Below are 16,806 nucleotides of genomic sequence, written 5' to 3' on the forward strand. Positions count from 1 at the left end.
TAAGAGGCTAACTTAACGTTGTGATGCGTTAGAGTAGGCCTCGGGTTGATGGATATCGACTCGGGGCTTTTCTCTTTGTATCTTTCACGCAGGCTCCAGAGACAAAGATCCAGAGCACCCGCACGCAGTATATTCACCTCCCCCTCTCTTCCCGCGTTCCTTTTCACGTTAAATGTCTTTCTTGCGCAGCGACACGCAACGCCTTGCAAGGCGTTGAAAAAAGGCCCAGCAACGCTGGGCCCTTGATGGCGAAGAAGGCAAAGTAGGGGTGAAGCTTACGACGTCTGCTTACGCAACAGATAAACGAAGTACGGCGCGCCGATAAAGGTCGCCAGTAACCCCGCGGGGATCTGATACGGAAACAGCAGCATCCGCCCGCACCAGTCGGCAAATACCATCAGCAAACCGCCCAACAGCGCGGCGATCACCATTTGCGGCAGCGCGCGGCGGAAGCCCAACATGCGCGCCATGTGCGGCGCCATCAGCCCGACAAAGCTCAGCGGCCCCACGGTCAGGGTCGCCATGGCGGTCAGCGTGGCGGCCAACAACAGGATGGTCAATCGCGCAGGCGTCAACGCAATCCCCACCGAACGGGCGGTGGCGCCGCCGAGCGGCAGAATGGTCAGCCAGCGGCGGCACAGCGGCGCCAATATCATCAATCCGGCGGCGATCAGCGCGGTGCGCAGCGCCTGCGCCGGCTCCACCGAATAGGTTGAACCGGAGAGCCAGGTCAGCAAGCCCCCCATACGCGGATCGCCGCTGGCCAGCAGCAGGAAGATGACGGTGGTAAAGGCGGTGCTGAGCGCGATGCCGGCGAGCAACATGCGTTCGGTCGAGAAACCGCCGCGGCCGGCGGCAATCATGATGATCAGCAGCGTAACGGCCGCCCCCAGACTGCCGGCGGGCAACAGCCAAACGAAGGCGTCGCCCGGCACCATAAACAGCATCATCACGACGCCAAAAGCGGCGCCGGAGCTGATGCCCAGCACTTCCGGGCTGGCCATCGGGTTGCCGGTCAGCTTCTGGATCAGCGTGCCGGCGACCGCCAGCATCATGCCCGCCGCCAACGCCGACAGCACCCGCGGCCAGCGCCACGGCAGCAAGGCGTCCAGCTCCTCGCCCAGGCTCCAGTGCCAGCCGCCGGCGTTTTTGCCCAGCATCAGCGCCAACGTCAGGCCGATCAACAGCACGACGCCGGCCAGCGCTGCCCAGCCAGGCAGATTCCCGCGCTCGGCAGGCACCTTGTCGCCAAGGTTCATCGGTGGCGGCGTGGCGGCGCTGCGCAAACGCGGCAGCAACCACAGCAGCAGCGGCGCGCCGAACAGCGCGGTGGCCGCCCCGGTCGGGATCTCACGCCACACCTGCGCCACCCCAATCATCACCTGATCGGTCAGCCACAGCAGCAACGCCCCCAGCAACGGCGCCAACATCATGCGATGCGCCAGGCGGCGAGCGCCCAGCATCTTCGCCATCAGCGGCGCAAACAGGCCGATAAAGCCGATAACGCCCACCGCGCTCACCAACATGGCGCTGAAAATGATGGCCAGCCCCAGGGCGCAGAAGCGCGCCATCGACAGCCCCAACCCCAGGTTGCGCGCCACGCCGTCGTCCAGCCCCAGCAGCGTCAGCGGGCGCAGCAATAGCGCCGCCAGCGCACCGGCCACCAGCAAACGCGGCAGGATAAACTGCACCGCGCTCCAGTCCTGTTGGTTCAACGCGCCAGTGCCCCACAGGAACATGCCCTGCAGCTGATCGTAATTAAACAACGCCAACAGGCTGTTGACTGCGCCGCAGTAAAGCCCCAGCACCAGCCCGGCCAGAATCAGCGTCACCGGCGACATCCGCTTGCCCCAGGCGACGCCGAACACCAGCCCGCCCACCGCGATCGCCCCCACCATAGCGGCCAGCTGACGAGTGAACTCGCCCCCCGGCAGCACCCACAGCGTGGCGATGGTCAGGCCGAGCTGCGCGCCGGCGGCCACGCCGAGCGTCGACGGTTCCGCCAACGGATTGCGCAACACCTGCTGGAACAATACGCCGACCAATCCCAGACCGGCCCCGGCCAACAGCGACACCGTCAACCGCGGCAGCAGGCTGTAATGGAACAGCATTTGCCGCACGTCGTCGATGTCCGGCGCGCTCAGCGCCCGCGCCCATTGCGCCGGCGGCAGTTGCTGCGTCAGGTTGTATATCGTCAAACCGCCTGCCGCCGCCAGCAACAGCAGGATCAGCGTCAGCGGCAATTTCCGAATGCCCGCATTCATGCCGCACTCTCCTGAGCCTGCGCCAACAGGCGGCAAAACCGCATCGTCGACAGCGTGGCACCGTAGAACCACACCGCCGGCACCTGCCGCAGCTGGTTTTGCCGCACGAAGGGCAATGACTGCCACAGCGGCGTCGCGCTGACCTTGTCCATCATCGCCTGATTGCCGTGATCGAGATAAATGACTCGGGCGTTACGCACCGTGGCCAACCGTTCAATCCCCACCACCGCCGTGCCCCAAAAGTCGGTTGGCTCCTGCCAGGCATTGCGGATGCCCAGTTGGTCCATCGCTTCCTGGAACAGGCTTTTCTGGCCGATGATCAACGCATGGCGGGTGTCGATCAGGGAAAACAGCAGCAACGGTTGCCGGGTGTAGCTTTGCAGGCGCTGACGCGCATCCTGCATAAAGCTGTCGAACTGCGCCAGGTGGTTTATCGCCCGGCTTTCTATGCCTAATCGTTGCCCCAGCGCCAGCAGCGACTGGCGGGCGACGGTCAGCGGTTTGCCGCTGCCGTCGTTGAAGCCGAAGCTCATGGTTGGCGCGATGGGTTGGATTTTTCGCGGCGTCGGGCCATAGCCTTGCGACAGCAACACCAGCGAAGGCTGGAGCTGCTGCAGCAGTTCGAGATTCGGTTCGGTGCGCTGCCCGACGTCGACGACCGTCGCCGGCAGCTTCGGCTCCGCCACCCACAGGTTGTAGTTATGGACATCGGCCACCGCCAGCGGCGTCACGCCCAATGCCAACAGCAGCTCGATCGGCAGCCATTCCAGCGCCGCAACGCGCGCGATATCCGGCGGCGCATCTGCCGCTCGCCCGGGCAACGATCCCAACATGGGCGACAGCGCCAGCGCCATCAACAGGCGGCGGCGCAGCGGATCGTGAGAAGAAGTGAATGCAGAGGACATCAGTAGACAAAACTCACCGGCGCGCCGCCGCTCGGGTGCGGCAACGTGCCCATAGGAATACCGTAAATTTGCTCCAGCACCGGCCCCTGCATCAGTTCCAGCGGGCCGCCCTGAGCGATCATTTCACCGCCGCGCAGCGCAACCAAATGGTCGCAGTAGCGCGCCGCCATATTGATGTCGTGCAGTACGGCGATCACCGTGAGATCGCGTTCGCGGCTCAGGCGCTGGATCAGCGCCAGCACCTCGACCTGGTGCGCGATGTCCAGCGCCGACGTCGGCTCGTCGAGCAACAGGCAGCGGCTGTCCTGCGCCACCATCATCGCCAGCCAGGCGCGTTGGCGCTCGCCGCCGGACAGGCTGTCCACCAGGCGGTGGGCGAACGGCTTCAGCCCCACCAGCGCGATGGCCTCTTCCACCTGTTGGCGATCGTTGGCGCCAAAACGCCCCAGCGCGCCATGCCACGGATAGCGGCCGACGGCCACCAGCTCGCGCACCGTCATGCCTTCCGCCGCCGGCAACTGCTGCGGCAGGTAGGCCACCTGGCGGGCGAAGGATTTGCTGTCCCACTGCGCCAACGGCTGCCGATTGAGCAAGACCTGACCGCCGCTGGGCGAATGGTGCCGCCCGAGCAGTTTCAACAGGGTGGATTTACCGGAACCGTTATGGCCGATCAGGCCGCAGACTTTGCCCTGAGGAAAACGGAGCGACAACGGTTGCAACAGCACCCGGCCGGGAACGGCGAAGCTGGCGTTATCCAGCGCGAACGTCGCGCCGGGATTAAGAAGTTTGTCCTGCATAGATCCTGCTTTTACCGGGGGCGACGCGCCGCCGCCCCGGCTATCCGGTTAGAAACGGAAGGTTGCGGTGGCGACCACCTGGCGTTCTGCGCCCCAGTAGCAGGCGTAGTCGCGGTAGCAGCTCGATACGTAAGTCTTGTCGAACAGGTTGTTGATGTTGACGCCCACGGACGAGCCCGGCAGGCCAAAGCGCGCCAGATCGTATTTAATGGTGGCGTCCACCAGCGTGTAGTCCGGCACCTTGAAGGTGGTGTTATCGCTGTTGAAGCTCGAGCTGGAGCCAACGTAACGCACGCCGGAACCCAGCGTCAAACCGCTCACCGCTGTTTCGTGGAAGGTATAATCCGCCCACAGCGACGCCATGTGTTTCGGCACTTCGACGGTCGGTTTGCCCTGATAGGTGTTGTCCTTGGTGTACTTCGCATCGGTGTAGGTATAGGAGGCGATCAGGTTGACGTTGGCATTCAACGCCGCCTTGGCTTCCAGCTCCACGCCGCGCGAACGGATCTCGCCACTCTGCACGCTGAACTGCGCGTTATCAGGATCCGGTGTCAGGTTGTTGTTCTTGGTCAGCTGATACAGGGCGCCGGTCAGCACGATTGGGCGAGCCTTCGGCACGTATTTCACGCCGGCTTCATACTGCTTGCCGATCGAAGGTTTGAACGTACTGCCCCCTTGCGTCGTGCCCAAATTCGGCTCAAACGACTCGCTGTAGCTGAAATACGGCGTCACGCCGTTGTCGAACAGATAGTTCAGGCCGCCGCGCCAGGTGAACTGCCGGTCGGTCTGCTGGCTCGTCGAACTCGCATCACGGTTGTAAGCGGAGGTCTTCGCCCAGTCATAGCGCCCGCCCAGCGTCAACAGCCACTGATTCCACTCCCCTTGCTCCTGCACATACAGGCCGGTTTGCTCCTGACGGTTCAGGTAATGGTAGGGGAAGTTGATATTGACCGCGTCATTCCCGTATTGCGGATGGGTCATGCTCAGACCGTCCGCAGAGCCAAATGCGGCATTGATATCGTTACGCATGCGCATGTAGTCCACGCCGAACAACAGCGTGTGGTCGATATCGCCGGTTTTCACCTTCGCCTGCGCCTGGGTATCCACAGAGAAATTGTTCAGGTGTTCTTTCGACTGGACATAGGCGCGATTAATCGTCGTCGGCGTCGCCGCAGAAACGCCGCTGCCATAGATGCTCTTCATGTCGGTTTCCAGCTGCATATAGCGCAGATTCTGGCGCACCGCCCAGGTATCGTTGAAGGCATGTTCGAAGCTGTAGCCGATCATCCGCTGTTTGCGGGAGGTGTAGTTGCTGGCTTCGCCTTCGTTGAAATCGGTCGGCAGCTTACCGCCGTTCGGCAGCGGAATCAGCGTGCCCTGCTTCGGCAGCCAGCCGTAATAACCGGTATAGGGATCGTTTTGAATGTTGGCCAACAGCGTGAAGTTGGTTTTGTCATCCGGACGCCAGCTAAAGGACGGCGCGATCGCATAGCGCTTCTCTTTGCTCATGTTCTGCTGCGAATCGCTGTCTTTCGCCAGGCCGGTCAGGCGGTAAGAATAGATACCCTGATCGTCCAGCGCGTCGCTGAAATCGAAACCGGTCTGGAACAGGTTATCGGTGCCCATTTTGAACTGGATTTCGCGCAGCGGCTCGGTGGTTGGCCGCTTGCTGACCATCGAGACCAAACCACCCGGGTTGCTTTTGCCGTACAGCACCGAGACCGGGCCGCGCAGCAGCTCGGCGCGCTCGAGGAAATAAGGATCGATGGACGCTTCGCTGTAGTTGTCGCCCAGCAACCGCAACCCATCCAGATACTGAGTGGTGTTGGTGGCCGGGAAGCCGCGGATCGCCACCGCATCATAGGTCGTGGAGCTGCCGCGGCTGGCAAATACGCCCGGCGCATAGGCCAGCGCGCCCTTCACCGTATCCGGCTGACGCATATCCATCTCTTCACGCGTCACCACGGAAACAGACTGCGGGTTCTTCTCGATCGGCGTATCGGTTTTGGTCCCGGTGGCGCTGCGCTTGGCGACATAGGTGCCGACCGGCCCCCAGGCGCTTTCCTGCTGGGCGGTATTGCTACCGCCCACAACGGTAATCGTGTCTTCCTTGGCGGCCGGCTTGGCGTCGGCGGAAAAAGCCGGCATCGCCAGCGTGCCCAACGCCGCAGCGACGGTGATCGCTAACGCGCTGACGGGGGTGCGGCCCTGCTTGGCCACGGATGATGAAAGACGCTTGGTCGGCATAGTTGATTTCTCTGATGAATAATTAAATGACGAATGTAAACGATAATAATTATTATAAGCGTCGCATTTTATGCAGAAGCCAAATTAAACTGCAAGCCGAATTCATAAGGCAAATAGGTTAAGGATTAGGCGCTTAGCCATGCGGTTAACAGGGAAATAAAACGAGCGGAAAAATAAAAAAGCCCGCAACCAAGGTTACGGGCTTAATAACAAAGCAAAAATTTTCACCGGGCCGGCGCCCCGGTAGCGATTACTGGCCGAACATATCCTTGATCCAGCCGGCGACGCCATCGCCATCTTTTTGCTCACCCGCCGCCGGTTGCTGCTGTTGCTGCACCGCCGCCTGGCTGGCCTGACACAGTCCCTGCGGATTGTCGGTCCAGACCGGGATGGTGCGCCAGCTGCCGCCGCCGCAGATAAAGTTGCCGGCAGAGTCGATGCTCATCTGGTTAATGCCTTCCGGCGGCTGCAGCATCAGCGGCAGCGGCGTCTGGTTTTCCAGATAACGACGATACAGGGTCAACGCGCCGTTGGCACCGGTCAGCTTGGCCGGGCCGTTGTTGTCGCGCCCGACCCAGGCGATCGCCACTTCCTTGCCGTCGATGCCGGCGAACCAGCTGTCGCGCAGATCGTTGGTGGTACCGGTTTTCGCCGCCAGGTTGTAGTTCGGGAACTTCACCGACAGCGAGCGGGAAGTCCCGCGCGCCACGCCCTGCTGCATCGCGTACAGCGTCAGGTAAGCGGCCTGCGCCGGCACCATGCGTTCCGCCTGCGGGAAACTCTGGTACAGCACCGTGCCGTCTTCGGCGATCACCGAACGCACCGCCGACAGCGGCGCACGGTTACCGCCGCTGGCGATGGTCTGGTACTCCTGCGCGACTTCCATCGGCGTCAGGCCGATCGCCCCCAACAGCATCGATGGCACCGGGTTGATCTCCGCTTTCGGGATCCCCAGGCGTTGCAGCGTGGCGCTGATCTGATCCAGCCCGACCGACAGGCCGAGGTTCACCGTCGGCACGTTCAGCGAGTTGGCCAACGCATCCACCAGCATCACCTGACCGCGGAATTTGCGATCGTAGTTGTTCGGCTGCCAGACGGCGCCGTTCGGCTGTTTCAGCGACAGCGGCGCATCCGCCAGCCAGGTGTTGAGGCGGTATTTGTCCGGCTCGGACAGCGCGGTCAGGTACGTTGGCGGTTTGGCCAGCGAGCCGACCAGGCGTCGCGCCTGCATGGCGCGGTTGAAACCGGCGAACTGCGGGTTGGCGCCGCCGACCATGGCGCGTACTTCACCGCTGAAGCGATCGACGATCACCATCGCCGCTTCCAGATCCTGCAGGTGACGCGCAGCGCGCAGCGCCGGGATGCCGTCTTCGACCGCTTTTTCCGCCGCGTCTTGCGACACCGGATCCAGCGTGGTGAAGATCTTCACGCCGGACAGGTCATTCACCTTATCGCCCAGCTTGGTCTGCAGTTCCTGACGCACCATCTGCATAAACGCTGGCTGCGGCGTAATGACGCCGCCTTTCGGCTGCACGCCCAGCGGACGCGCGCTCAGCATGTCATACAGCTCGCCGTCGATCACGCCCTGGTTCTGCAGCAGTTTGAGCACCAGATTGCGGCGTTCCAACGCCAGTTTCGGGTTACGCCACGGGTTATACAGCGACGCGCCCTTGACCATGCCGACCAGCAACGCCTGTTGATCGAGGCTCAGCTCATCCACCGGGCGACCGAAGTAATACAGGCTGGCCAGCGGGAAGCCGCGGATCTGGTCGCTGCCGCTCTGGCCGAGGTATACCTCGTTCAGATACAGCTCCAGGATGCGGTCTTTGCTGTAACGGTAATCCACCAACAGCGCCATATAGGCTTCGTTGGCCTTACGCCAAAGCGAACGTTCGTTGGTCAGGAACAGGTTCTTCACCAGCTGCTGCGTCAGGGTGCTGCCGCCCTGCACCGCGCGGCCGGCGGTCAGGTTGGCCAGCACCGCGCGGCCGATGGAGTACGGGCTGATGCCGTCATGCTCATAGAAGTGGCGGTCTTCCGTGGCGATCAACGTATCCACCAACAGATCCGGGAAACCGGAGCGCGGCACGAACAGCCGCTGTTCGCCGTTCGGCGACTGCAGCATGGTGATCAGACGCGGATCGAGGCGGAAGAAGCCGAAGCTGCGGCCGCTGTCCAGGTTTTCGATCTTCGCCAGGCGGTTATTCTGGAAATCGAGGCGGGCGCGGATCTGCCCTTCTTTACCATCCGGGAAGTCGAACGGGCGGCGCAGCATCTCGATGCTGTTGGCCTGCACGGTAAACTCGCCCGGACGCGTCATGCGGCTGACCTGGCGGTACTGCATGCCTTCCAGCAGGTTAACCATCTCCTTCTTGCTGTACGGCATGCCCGGTTCCAGGTTGACCATGCGGCCGTACACCGCCGCCGGCAGCTGCCAGACTTTGCCGTCGATGCGGCTGCGGATCTGCGAGTCCAGGTAGACGCCATAGATCGCCAACAGGACGGCGAGCACCAGGATCAGTTTGATAAACAGGCCGAGCCAGCGGCGTTTTTTACGCGGCGGAGTCGCTTTCACCTTACGCGGCATGCGTTCCTCCTCCTCTTCATACTCGTCATCGTCATACTCGTCTTCTTCGTAATCGTCATAATCGTCGTCTCGGCGACGGCGCGGCGGCTTGCGCGACGCGGTGCTTTTTGGTTGTTTTCCTTTGCGCCCGATGGGCTCGCGGTCATCCCCAGCCATGGCTGTTGTTCTCCGAGCTTGCCGACACTGCCGGCCATAATGAGTCGCTTAATCTGTGCCGACGCCGTGGCGCTGAACAGAAGAAACATCTGAATTCCAAACCTTAAACGATCGCGGCCTACTGATATTTCTTCGTTCGGCGCGTCGGGGCCGCCGTGGCCGGATCGTCCGGCCACACGTGTTTCGGATAGCGGCCCTTCATCTCTTTTTGCACCTCGCGGTAGGCGCCTTGCCAGAAGGCCGCCAGATCGCCGGTGATTTGCAACGGCCTGTGCGCCGGTGAGAGTAACTCAAGCACTACCGGGATGCGACCCTCAGCCAACATCGGGCTGCGCTGCTCGCCGAACATTTCCTGCAAACGCACCGCCAGCGCCGGCGGTTTGCCGGCCTCATAACGGATCGGCAGGCGGCTGCCGGTCGGCACAGTGTAATGAGTGGGTAATGCATTATCCAGCCGCTGTTTTTGCTGCCAGTCCAACAGCCGGGACAACGCCTCGGCGAGGTTGACCTGCTTCAATCCGCGCAGATCGCGCACGCCGTTCAGCGACGGCAACAGCCACTGCTCCAGCGCCGCCAGCAGCGGCTCTTCGCCCATCGCCGGCCACTCCGCTTCCGGCAGCCAGGCTTGCGCGCACTGCAGGCGCACCCGCAATTGTTCGGCGGCGCCCTCCCAGTTGAGCACCGCCAGCCCCTGCGCACGCACCCAGTCGAGCAGCGCCTGCTGCAGCTCTTCGTCCGCCGGTTTGGCCAGCGGCTGCGCGCGCAGCGTCAGACGACCGATCTGCTGGCGCTTCCAGGCGCGCAACGTGCCCTTCTCTTCATCCCATTCCACCGCCGTGCGCTGCATAACCATCGCCGGCAGCTGCGCCGCCAACGCCTCGATATCGACCGGCAACGCCAACAAAATACGCGCATCCGGGCTGTTGTGGCCCTGCAACAGGTTGGGGACAATCAACCAGGGCGCGCGCGACAGCGCCTCGTCCTGGTTCATCGCCGCGCCCAGGCCGTTGGCCAGCAGGTAGCGGCCATCCTGACCGCGACGCTGGGCGATGCGATCGGTAAATGCCAGCGCCAACAGCCGCGGCGCCAAATCGGCGTCAACTTGCCCCGCACGTTGCGGCAGACGTTTGGCCAACTGCGCGGCTCGCTGCCGCCAGTTCGGCTGCGGGCGGCTCAGCCAATAACCGATATCCATCTGCCCGCCGCGCGGCGGTTCTTCCAGCAATGCCGCCAGCAACGCGGCCGTCGCCAGGCCGTCGGCACTCAGCGCCGCGCCGGCGACCAGCATTGCCGCCAGCCGCGGTTCACATCCCAGAGCGGCCATTTGGCGCCCCGGCGCGGTGAGTTTGTCGCCGTCATTCGTGGCTCCCAGCCGGTACAGCAACGCCCTGGCCGCCGCCAATGCCGCTGCCGGAGGCGCGTCAAGCCAGGTCAGCTGCGCCGGATCATGGCACCCCCACTGCAGCAGCTCGAGCCAGAAGCCGGTGAGATCGCTCTGTAAAATTTCCGGCTCAGCATGTTCCACCGCGCGCTCCGCCTGCTCTTTGGCGAACAGATGCCAGCAAATGCCCGGTTCCAGACGCCCGGCGCGCCCGGCGCGCTGCACCATCGAGGCCTGACTGATACGCTGTGTCGCCAGCCGCGTCAGGCCGTTACGCACGTCGTAGCGCGCTACGCGCTCCAGGCCGCTGTCCACCACCAGCCGAATGCCCTCGATCGTCAGGCTGGTCTCGGCGATGTTGGTCGCCAACACCACTTTGCGGCGGCCCGGCGCCGCCGGCTGAATCGCTTTTTGCTGTTGCGCCAGAGGCAGAGCGCCATACAGCGGGCAAAGATCGGTATCACTCGCCATTTCGCCGGTCAAACGCTCCAGCACCCGGTTGATCTCCGCTACGCCCGGCAGGAACAGCAGCAAAGACCCCGGCTGTTCGGCCAGCATGCGCTTCACCGCCGCCGTTACGCCATCCTCCAGCCGCTGATGGCTGGCCAACGGCTGATACAGGCGTTCAACCGGGAAACTGCGCCCCTCGGACACCACCACCGGCGCCTGCGGCAGCAGCTGCGTCATACGGGCGTTATCCAGCGTGGCCGACATGATCAGCAGTTTCAGATCGTCGCGCAGCCCTTGCTGCACATCGAGCAGCAACGCCAGCGCCAGATCGGCCTGCAGGCTGCGTTCGTGGAATTCGTCGAGGATCACCAACGACACGCCCTGCAGCTCGGCATCCTGCTGCAACATGCGGGTGAGAATGCCTTCCGTCACCACTTCCAGCCGGGTCTGCGGCCCGCTTTTACTTTCGGCGCGCATGCGATAACCCACGGTCTGGCCAGGCTCCTCCCCCAGTTGCTGCGCCAGGCGATAGGCGACGTTCTTCGCCGCCAGCCGCCGCGGCTCCAGCATGATAATGCGCCCCGGCAACCCGGCCTTAGCCATGATCTGCAGCGGCAGCCAGGTGGATTTACCGGCGCCGGTCGGGGCGTGCAACAGCACCTGCGGGGCAGACTGCAGCGCAGCCAGCAACTCATTGAGCACTGCGCTGACGGGCAATGAAGACACTGAATTCTCCGTAGTGATTAGCGTTAAACGGCGTACAGTGTAGCATTAGCTTTATCCCCGTAACCTTTCAAACTGTTGCGGCGTTAGCTATAGTACGGAGCTCATTCGTGCGCCGCGCCCCTCGCGGGGCCGCTGCCAGTAACGTTTACCGCTGTTCCCGACCGCATTGTCATGCATTTGCCGAGCCCTTATGTCCAATTCGCGCCGCCTATTTTTCGCCCTGTCCTTGCCTGACGCCCTGCAACAGCAGGTGGTCCGCTGGCGCGCCGAGGCGTTTGCACCGGAGGCCGGTCGGCCAGTGGCGGCGGCCAATTTGCACCTGACGCTGGCGTTTCTCGGTGAAGTCAGCGCACAGAAAGAACTGGCGCTGCGTAAGTTGGCCGGCCGTATCGCTCAACCCGGCTTCAGCATGCGGCTCGACGATCTCGGCCATTGGCCGCGGCCCGGCGTGGTCTGGCTCGGTACCCGCCGCGCGCCGCGCGGATTGCTGCAGCTGGCCGAGCTGCTGCGTTCGCAGGCCGCACGCAGCGGTTGCCATCAAAGCGCGCTGCCGTTCCATCCGCACATCACGCTGCTGCGCGCCGCTACCCAGCCGGTGGCGATCCCGCCGGCGACGCCGGGCTGGGCGTTCAGCGCCGACGCCTTTTCCTTGTATGAATCGGTGTTCGAAAACGGCCGCACCCGTTACCAACACCTTGAACAGTGGCCGCTGGCCAAGCAGGCATCCCCATGATTTTTTCTCCACCGCTGCGCTCCGCCACGCTGATCAAACGTTACAAACGCTTTCTGGCTGACGTGATCACCCCGGAAGGGGAAACCTTTACGCTGCACTGCGCAAATACCGGCGCCATGACCGGCTGCGCCACGCCCGGCGACACCGTGTGGTACTCCACCTCGGACAACCCCAAACGCAAATACGCCCACAGCTGGGAGCTGACCCATACCCAACAGGGGCACTGGATCTGCGTCAATACCCTGCGCGCCAACGCGCTGGTGCGCGAGGCTATCGAACACAATTTAATCAATGAATTATCCGGTTACAGTAAAATTAGCGGCGAAGTGAAATACGGCGGTGAAAACAGCCGTATCGATTTGTTATTACAGGCAGAAAATCGGGTTAACTGCTATATTGAAGTTAAGTCAGTCACATTACTGCAACAACAACGTGGTTACTTTCCTGATGCGGTAACGCTCAGAGGGCAAAAGCACCTGCGTGAGTTGCTCAGCGTGGTTGAAAGCGGGCAACGGGCGGTATTGTTCTTTGCCGTGTTACACAGCGGTATTGAGCAGGTCGCACCGGCACATCATATAGATGAGCGCTATGCGGCGCTGTTGGCACAGGTCCGGCAGTTGGGAGTGGAAGTGGTTTGCTATGGGGCAAAATTATCACCTGACGGTATTTATCTCTGCGATAAGCTGCCGTTTTTTATCGATTAGCGCAGCCGGGTCCCTATAAATAGACAACCGGCCAGCACGATCGCCAAATACGCCTTCCTTCACACGATTGTCAAGCGGGCGACAGGAATAATTGCCAACCTACCTTCCTTCTGTTATTTATAGCGGCCTGTTTTTCCCCCGCATTGGGGATTCGATAGTGCGTGTGTATGTAGGAGAAGCAACATGCAAGAAGGGCAAAACCGTAAAACCTCGTCCTTGAGCATTCTCGCCATCGCTGGGGTGGAGCCGTACCAAGAGAAGCCGGGCGAAGAGTACATGAACGACGCCCAGTTGTCGCATTTCAAGCGCATTCTTGAAGCGTGGCGCAACCAGCTCAGGGACGAAGTGGACCGTACTGTATCGCATATGCAAGAAGAGGCAGCCAACTTCCCTGATCCGGCCGACCGCGCTACTCAGGAAGAAGAGTTCAGCCTTGAACTGCGTAACCGTGACCGTGAACGCAAACTGATCAAAAAGATCGAGAAAACGCTGAAGAAAGTGGAAGACGATGATTTCGGCTACTGCGAATCTTGTGGCGTGGAGATCGGTATTCGTCGCCTCGAAGCGCGTCCGACCGCCGATCTGTGCATCGACTGCAAGACGCTGGCTGAGATCCGCGAAAAGCAGATGGCCGGCTAATACCGCTACTCTACATGATTGGAGCTGCATCAAGGCGGCAAGAATGCGCATGCCGATGAGCTTACTCAAGTAAGTGATTCGGGTAAGCAGGCGCAGCTAACACAGATGCAGTTTCAAGCATAACGAGTATGTTACCGCTGCGGCGTGCGCATCCGCGTGCGCCGCACAGAGAAAAGGGAACCCCTCCCCTCTGATATGCAAGAAAGTCATTATGTGGGGCGCTTTGCCCCATCGCCTTCCGGGGATCTGCATTTCGGCTCGCTGATTGCCGCTCTGGGAAGCTACCTTCAGGCTCGCGCCCAACGCGGGCAGTGGCTGGTTCGCATCGAAGATATCGACCCGCCGCGCGAAGTCCCCGGCGCCGCCGCTCGCATCCTGTCCGCGCTGGAACATTATGGTCTCCACTGGGACGGCCAGGTCATCTATCAATCCCAACGTCACGACGCCTATCGCGCCGCGCTGGATCTGTTGCAGCGCCAGGGGCTCAGCTATTACTGCACCTGCACCCGCAGCCGCATCCAGCAAATCGGCGGATTGTACGACGGCCACTGCCGCGATTTGCAGCTCGGCCCGCAGGGCGCCGCCATCCGCTTGCGTCAGACCGCCCCCGTTTACCGGTTCCACGATCGCCTGCAGGGAGAATTGCACGCCGATCCGGCGCTGGCGGGAGAAGACTTTATCATTCGCCGCCGCGACGGGCTGTTCGCTTACAACCTGGCGGTGGTGATCGACGACCATTTTCAGGGCGTGACCGAGATTGTCCGCGGCGCCGATCTGATCGAACCGACGGTGCGCCAAATTGCCCTTTACCGCCAGCTGCAGGCGCCGGTGCCCGCCTATGTGCATCTGCCGCTGGCGCTGGGCGCCAACGGCATCAAACTGTCGAAGCAAAACCATGCGCCGGCGTTGCCCGCTGGCGATCCGCGGCCGGTGCTGATCGCCGCGCTGAAATTTCTGCGCCAACCGCTGCCGGAAAGCTGGCAAGATCTTGACCTGCCATTATTATTGAGCTGGGCGATCGAACACTGGCGGTTGGAAAACGTGCCGCGTCAGGAGGCTATCCCTCTGGATGAAAACACGCCGGCATTCTCAAAGGAGCCATGGTGAGCTATGATTAGCCGCTATTTTTTGTTAGCTCCATTTTTATCAGTCACTATCGAGGTGTACCATTTTTACCCGAGTAGCCAACTTCTGTCGTAAGGTACTGACCCGCGATGACAAGCTGCCCCGCGACGACGCGGCGGCCGGCGATAAAAACGTAGTCCGCGAAGAGCGTGCCGCGGCGCCAAGCCGCCCTGCGCCGCAGCCGCGCGCCGCCGATAACGGCAGCAACGCCCCTGCCCGCCGCTCAACGCCGCGCAAGCGTCCGCCTTTCCCCCTCGCCGAGAGCAACGACTCGATGACCGTGATCCCGCGCGAACAGCACTCGATTTCGCGCAAAGACATCAGCGAGAATGCGCTGAAAGTGCTTTATCGCCTGAACAAGTCAGGCTACGAGGCTTATCTGGTCGGCGGCGGGGTGCGCGATCTGTTGCTCGGCAAAAAGCCGAAAGACTTCGACATCACCACCAACGCCACGCCGGAGCAAGTGCGCAAGCTGTTCCGCAACTGCCGCCTGGTCGGCCGCCGCTTCCGTCTGGCGCACGTGATGTTCGGGCCGGAGATCATCGAAGTGGCCACCTTCCGCGGTCACCACGAACAGAATCAGGAATCCGACAAGAATTCCTCCCAGCAGGCGCAAAACGGCATGCTGCTGCGCGACAACATCTTCGGTTCGATCGAGGAAGACGCCCAGCGCCGTGATTTCACCATCAACAGCCTGTACTACGGCGTGGCGGATTTCACCCTGCGCGATTACGTCGGCGGCCTGAACGATCTGAAACAAGGCGTGATCCGCCTGATCGGCGATCCGGAAACCCGTTACCGCGAAGATCCGGTGCGCATGCTGCGCGCGGTGCGCTTCGCCGCCAAGCTGGATATGCGCATCAGTGAAGAGACCGCCGAGCCGATCCCGCGTCTGGCTTCGCTGCTGCATGAGATCCCACCGGCGCGTCTGTTCGAAGAATCCCTCAAGCTGCTGCAGGCGGGTTACGGTTTCCAGACCTACCTGAAGCTATGCGAATATCAGCTGTTCCAACCGCTATTCCCGCTGATCGCCCGCAACTTCACGCCGAACCACGATACGCCGATGGAGCGCATTCTGGTGCAGGTGCTGAAGAACACCGATCATCGCCTGCAGAACGACATGCGCGTCAACCCGGCCTTCCTGTTTGCCGCCATGCTGTGGTACCCGCTGCTGGAGCACGCGCAGAAACTGGCGCAGGAAAGCGGCCTGGCGTACTACGACGCCTTCGCGCTGGCGATGAACGATGTGCTCGACGAGCAGTGCCGCTCGCTGGCGATCCCGAAACGCATTACCACGCTGGTGCGCGATATCTGGCAGCTGCAGCTGCGCCTGTCTCGTCGTCAGGGCAAACGCGCGCACAAACTGATGGAACATCCGAAATTCCGCGCCGCCTATGATTTGCTGGCGCTGCGTGCGGAAGTGGAAGACAATCAGGAGATGCTGCGTCTGGCCGAGTGGTGGGGTGAGTTCCAGGACGCCACGCCGGCGCGGCAGAAAGCCATGTTGAGCACCCTGGGTGACGATCCGGCGCCGCGTCGCGCACGTCAACGCCGTCCTCGTCGCCGGGCACCGCGTAAAGAAGGGGCATAATGATCCGCGTTTATATCGCGCTGGGCAGCAACCTGGCGCAGCCGCTGCAACAGGTTAACGCCGCGCTGGAGGCGCTGGAGCATCTCCCGCGCACCCGGCTGGTCACCTGTTCTTCGTTTTACCGCACCAAGCCGCTGGGGCCGCAAAACCAGCCGGACTTTCTCAACGCGGTGGTGGCGCTGGATACCCTGTTGCCGCCCGAACAGCTGCTCGACCATACCCAGGCGATAGAACGCAATCAGGGGCGCGTGCGCAAGGATGAACGCTGGGGGCCGCGCACGCTCGATTTAGACATCATGCTGTACGGCGACAAAGTGATCCATACCGATCGCCTGACCGTACCGCATTATGGCCTGAAAGAGCGCGAATTCATGCTCTACCCGCTGGCGGAAATCGCCCCCGATCTGATTTTCCCCGATGGCGAACCGCTCGCCAGCTGCCTCAAGCGCGTGCCGGAAAACGGCATGGCGCTGTGGCACTCGCCAAAACCGAAATCCTGAC

General features: G+C 62.1%; 12 protein-coding genes. 6 read left to right on the plus strand and 6 right to left on the minus strand.

Features of this window, described 5'->3' with window-relative positions:
- Positions 1 to 275 precede the first annotated feature (275 nt).
- The 6 genes from fhuB to hrpB all read right to left on the minus strand — a co-directional run bounded on the left by fhuB (position 276) and on the right by hrpB (position 11,513).
- Complete coding sequence (gene fhuB / locus ACP3TA_RS01690; protein ID WP_046687784.1) at positions 276 to 2,264, minus strand: Fe(3+)-hydroxamate ABC transporter permease FhuB; 1,989 nt, start codon at positions 2,262 to 2,264, stop codon at positions 276 to 278.
- On the minus strand, positions 2,261 to 3,169 hold the full coding sequence (fhuD, locus tag ACP3TA_RS01695) for a Fe(3+)-hydroxamate ABC transporter substrate-binding protein FhuD (RefSeq protein ID WP_197771593.1): 909 nt from the start codon (positions 3,167 to 3,169) through the stop codon (positions 2,261 to 2,263). Before fhuD ends, fhuB begins: the two co-directional genes overlap by 4 nt.
- Entirely contained in the window at positions 3,169 to 3,966 is a 798-nt protein-coding gene (gene fhuC / locus ACP3TA_RS01700) for a Fe3+-hydroxamate ABC transporter ATP-binding protein FhuC (protein WP_195880563.1), read from the minus strand. The genes fhuD and fhuC overlap by 1 nt, the downstream gene beginning before the upstream one ends.
- A 48-nt stretch (positions 3,967 to 4,014) precedes the next feature.
- On the minus strand, positions 4,015 to 6,213 hold the full coding sequence (gene fhuA, locus ACP3TA_RS01705; protein WP_426784486.1) for a ferrichrome porin FhuA: 2,199 nt from the start codon (positions 6,211 to 6,213) through the stop codon (positions 4,015 to 4,017).
- A 250-nt stretch (positions 6,214 to 6,463) separates the two neighbouring features.
- Positions 6,464 to 8,956: a bifunctional glycosyl transferase/transpeptidase gene (gene mrcB / locus ACP3TA_RS01710; RefSeq protein ID WP_033644705.1), complete on the minus strand. Its 2,493-nt coding sequence runs from the start codon at positions 8,954 to 8,956 to the stop codon at positions 6,464 to 6,466.
- 118 nt (positions 8,957 to 9,074) lie between these two features.
- The gene (gene hrpB, locus ACP3TA_RS01715; RefSeq protein WP_175403936.1) at positions 9,075 to 11,513 is read right to left on the minus strand and encodes an ATP-dependent helicase HrpB; all 2,439 of its coding nucleotides are present in this window, start codon (positions 11,511 to 11,513) and stop codon (positions 9,075 to 9,077) included.
- Between the two features lie 190 nt (positions 11,514 to 11,703).
- Here hrpB and thpR point away from each other — a divergent pair, with 190 nt between their 5' ends.
- From thpR to folK, 6 genes are all read left to right on the plus strand, one after another.
- Positions 11,704 to 12,246: an RNA 2',3'-cyclic phosphodiesterase gene (thpR, locus tag ACP3TA_RS01720; protein WP_042785353.1), complete on the plus strand. Its 543-nt coding sequence runs from the start codon at positions 11,704 to 11,706 to the stop codon at positions 12,244 to 12,246.
- A complete protein-coding gene (gene sfsA / locus ACP3TA_RS01725) occupies positions 12,243 to 12,950 on the plus strand; it encodes a DNA/RNA nuclease SfsA (protein WP_004937572.1) in 708 nt (235 codons plus the stop codon). The genes thpR and sfsA overlap by 4 nt, the downstream gene beginning before the upstream one ends.
- A 183-nt stretch (positions 12,951 to 13,133) precedes the next feature.
- Positions 13,134 to 13,589 (plus strand): RNA polymerase-binding protein DksA, encoded by a 456-nt coding sequence (gene dksA, locus ACP3TA_RS01730; protein ID WP_004937569.1) that lies wholly within the window; start codon positions 13,134 to 13,136, stop codon positions 13,587 to 13,589.
- 195 nt (positions 13,590 to 13,784) lie between these two features.
- Positions 13,785 to 14,696 carry a tRNA glutamyl-Q(34) synthetase GluQRS gene (gluQRS, locus tag ACP3TA_RS01735; protein ID WP_033644703.1) on the plus strand — a complete coding sequence of 304 codons (912 nt, stop codon included), beginning with the start codon at positions 13,785 to 13,787 and terminating at the stop codon, positions 14,694 to 14,696.
- Positions 14,697 to 14,757: 61 nt separating this feature from the next.
- Positions 14,758 to 16,305 (plus strand): polynucleotide adenylyltransferase PcnB, encoded by a 1,548-nt coding sequence (gene pcnB, locus ACP3TA_RS01740; protein WP_071883579.1) that lies wholly within the window; start codon positions 14,758 to 14,760, stop codon positions 16,303 to 16,305.
- Positions 16,305 to 16,805, plus strand: a complete 501-nt coding sequence (gene folK / locus ACP3TA_RS01745; protein ID WP_004937558.1) for a 2-amino-4-hydroxy-6-hydroxymethyldihydropteridine diphosphokinase — start codon at positions 16,305 to 16,307, stop codon at positions 16,803 to 16,805. Before pcnB ends, folK begins: the two co-directional genes overlap by 1 nt.
- Position 16,806: the final 1 nt, after the last annotated feature.

Source organism: Serratia sp. 2C06, assembly GCF_050037615.1.
GTDB lineage: Bacteria > Pseudomonadota > Gammaproteobacteria > Enterobacterales > Enterobacteriaceae > Serratia > Serratia ureilytica.

What these genes read in the sequence shown, in the direction of transcription:
- fhuB (WP_046687784.1), bottom strand. Translation starts at nt 2,264, where the DNA reads ATGAATGCGGGCATTCGGAAATTGCCGCTGACGCTGATCCTGCTGTTG.
- fhuD (WP_197771593.1), bottom strand. Translation starts at nt 3,169, where the DNA reads ATGTCCTCTGCATTCACTTCTTCTCACGATCCGCTGCGCCGCCGCCTG.
- fhuC (WP_195880563.1), bottom strand. Translation starts at nt 3,966, where the DNA reads ATGCAGGACAAACTTCTTAATCCCGGCGCGACGTTCGCGCTGGATAAC.
- fhuA (WP_426784486.1), bottom strand. Translation starts at nt 6,213, where the DNA reads ATGCCGACCAAGCGTCTTTCATCATCCGTGGCCAAGCAGGGCCGCACC.
- mrcB (WP_033644705.1), bottom strand. Translation starts at nt 8,956, where the DNA reads ATGGCTGGGGATGACCGCGAGCCCATCGGGCGCAAAGGAAAACAACCA.
- thpR (WP_042785353.1), top strand. Translation starts at nt 11,704, where the DNA reads ATGTCCAATTCGCGCCGCCTATTTTTCGCCCTGTCCTTGCCTGACGCC.
- sfsA (WP_004937572.1), top strand. Translation starts at nt 12,243, where the DNA reads ATGATTTTTTCTCCACCGCTGCGCTCCGCCACGCTGATCAAACGTTAC.
- dksA (WP_004937569.1), top strand. Translation starts at nt 13,134, where the DNA reads ATGCAAGAAGGGCAAAACCGTAAAACCTCGTCCTTGAGCATTCTCGCC.
- gluQRS (WP_033644703.1), top strand. Translation starts at nt 13,785, where the DNA reads ATGCAAGAAAGTCATTATGTGGGGCGCTTTGCCCCATCGCCTTCCGGG.
- folK (WP_004937558.1), top strand. Translation starts at nt 16,305, where the DNA reads ATGATCCGCGTTTATATCGCGCTGGGCAGCAACCTGGCGCAGCCGCTG.